General features: G+C 57.9%; 1 rRNA gene. It reads left to right on the top strand.

Annotation, left to right across the window (positions count from 1 at the left end):
• A 23S ribosomal RNA gene (locus B378_RS16215) occupies nt 1–2,553 on the top strand; the annotation flags it as partial.
• Nucleotides 2,554–2,640: the final 87 nt, after the last annotated feature.

Below are 2,640 nucleotides of genomic sequence, written 5' to 3'. Positions count from 1 at the left end.
TGGCGTCAAATCCAGAGTAGCAGGGGTCGGATATCCTCTGTGAACATCTCAGGCATCCCCTGAGAAGGCTAAACACTCCTCGAGACCGATAGCGAACAAGTAGCGTGAGCGAACGCTGAAAAGCACCCCGAGAAGGGCGGTGCAATAGGGCCTGAAATCAGCTGGCGATCGAGCGACAGGGCGTACAAGGCGATTCTCGAAACGACCGAGGAGCGATCCTCTAGTAGGAAGAGAGTCGAGCCGGCGTCGTGTCGTGCGTTTTGAAAAACGACCCAGGGAGTGCACTTGATTGGCGAGTCTAACCCGTGAACCGGGGAAGGCGCAGGGAAACCGATACGGCCGCAGCACATTCGTGCGAGGGCCACCGTGTTCAAGCGCGGGGAGTCAATTGGGTGCGACCCGAAACCAGGCGATCTACGCGCGAGCAAGGTGAAGCGTGGCGAAAGCCACGTGGAGGCCTGTTAGAGTTGGTATTCTACAATATCCTCTCGTGACTCGTGTGTAGGGGTGAAAGGCCCATCGAGCCTGGCAACAGCTGGTTCCAACCGAAACATGTCGAAGCATGACCTCTTCCGAGGTAGCCCGCGGGGTAGAGCTACCGATTGGATGACCCGCCTCCGAGAGGAGTCGGCCATCCTGTCGAACTCCAAACCCGCAGGCGCCGCAGACGAAGGGAGTCCGGTGCGCGGGGTAAGCCTGTGTACCGTGAGGGGAACAACCCAGAGCCGGGTTAAGGTCCCAAAGTGTAGATTAAGTGCGATTCGAAGGTGGTCTCAAGCCCTAAACAGCCGGGAGGTGAGCTTAGAAGCAGCTACCCGCTAAGAAAAGCGTAACAGCTTACCGGCCGAGGTTTGAGGCGCCCAAAATGATCGGGGCTCAAATCTACCACCGAGACCTGGCCGTGCCCTTGACAGGGGCAACCGCGTAGGTTGGCGTACTGGTCGGATGGAAGCCCGGGCGAGAGCTCGTGTGGACCGTCCAGTAACGACAATCCTGGTCACAGTAGCAGCGATAGTCGGGTGAGAACCTCGACGGCCTGAAGAGCAAGGGTTCCTCGGCACTGCCGTTCAGCCGAGGGTTAGCCGGTCCTAAGGTGTACCACAACTTGACTACACCGACGGGAAGCTGGTTAATATTCCAGCGCCATCGTGCAGTAAACGCCGACGCCGTGTGGAACGCTGAGCCGGGCACTCGCCCGGTCGAATCGTGGAAACTCGTGGACGCCGTCACGGCACGAAGCGAGCGAAACGCGAGATAGCGAAAGTCAGCCGTACATAGGGCCCGTGAAAAGGCAAGCATGATGTCCGTACCGAGATCCGACACAGGTGCTCTGCCAGCGCAAGGCAAGGCCTGTCGGGAGAACCGACGTTAGGGAATTCGGCAAGTTAGTCCCGTACCTTCGGAAGAAGGGATGCCTGCTCTCGACGGAGCAGGTCGCAGTGACTCGGGCGCTCCGACTGTCTAGTAACAACACAGGTGACCGCAAATCCGCAAGGACTCGTACGGTCACTGAATCCTGCCCAGTGCGGGTATCTGAACACCTCGTACAAGAGGACGAAGGACCCGTCAACGGCGGGGGTAACTATGACCCTCTTAAGGTAGCGTAGTACCTTGCCGCTTCAGTAGCGGCTTGCATGAATGGATAAACGAGAGCGCCACTGTCCCAACGTTGGACCCGGTGAACTGTACGTTCCAGTGCGGAGTCTGGAGACCCCCAAGGGGAAGCGAAGACCCTATAGAGCTTTACTGCAGGCTGTCGCTGAGACGTGGTCGCCGATGTGCAGCATAGGTAGGAGACATTACACAGGTACGCGCGCTAGCGCGCCACCGAGTCAGCATTGAAATACTACCCGTCGGTGACTGCGACTCTCACTCCGGGAGGAGTACACCGGTAGCCGGGCAGTTTGACTGGGGCGGTACGCGCTCGAAAAGATATCGAGCGCGCCCGAAGATCATCTCAGCCGGGTCGGGAATCCGGCGAAGAGCGCAAGAGCACAAGATGGTCTGACAGTGTTCTTCCCAACGAGGAACGCTGACGCGAAAGCGTGGTCTAGCGAACCTACGAGGTTCCGGAATGGGACCCGTAGATGACAGAAAAGCTACCTTAGGGATAACAGAGTCGTCACTCGCAAGAGCACATATCGACCGAGTGGCTTGCTACCTCGATGTCGGTTCCCTCCATCCTGCCCGTGCAGAAGCGGGCAAGGGTGAGGTTGTTCGCCTATTAAAGGAGGTCGTGAGCTGGGTTTAGACCGTCGTGAGACAGGTCGGCTGCTATCTATTGGGGGTGTGAGGTACCTGACGTGAACGAACGTATAGTACGAGAGGAACTACGTTTGGTCGCCACTGGTGTATCGGTTGTCCGAGAGGGCAGATGCCGAGTAGCCACGCGACACGGGGTAAGAGCTGAACGCATCTAAGCTCGAAACCCACATGGAAAAGAGGTACCACAGAGGTCACTCGTAGAAGACGAGTTCGATAGACTCGGGGTGTACGCACCGAGGCAACGAGGTGTTAAGCCCACGAGAACTAACAGACCGAGCCACATTCATTGGCGCTGACGCGCCACGACTCGCATGAGTTCAGGCGGTATCTGGATCGCACGTATACACGGTTGGTATCGAACCAGACCGACACAGG

This window comes from Halorubrum sp. T3 (assembly GCF_000296615.1).
In the GTDB taxonomy this organism is placed as follows: domain Archaea; phylum Halobacteriota; class Halobacteria; order Halobacteriales; family Haloferacaceae; genus Halorubrum; species Halorubrum ruber.
The sequence above is the reverse complement of the archived record's forward strand: the minus strand, read 5'-3'. Positions and strand labels throughout refer to the sequence as shown.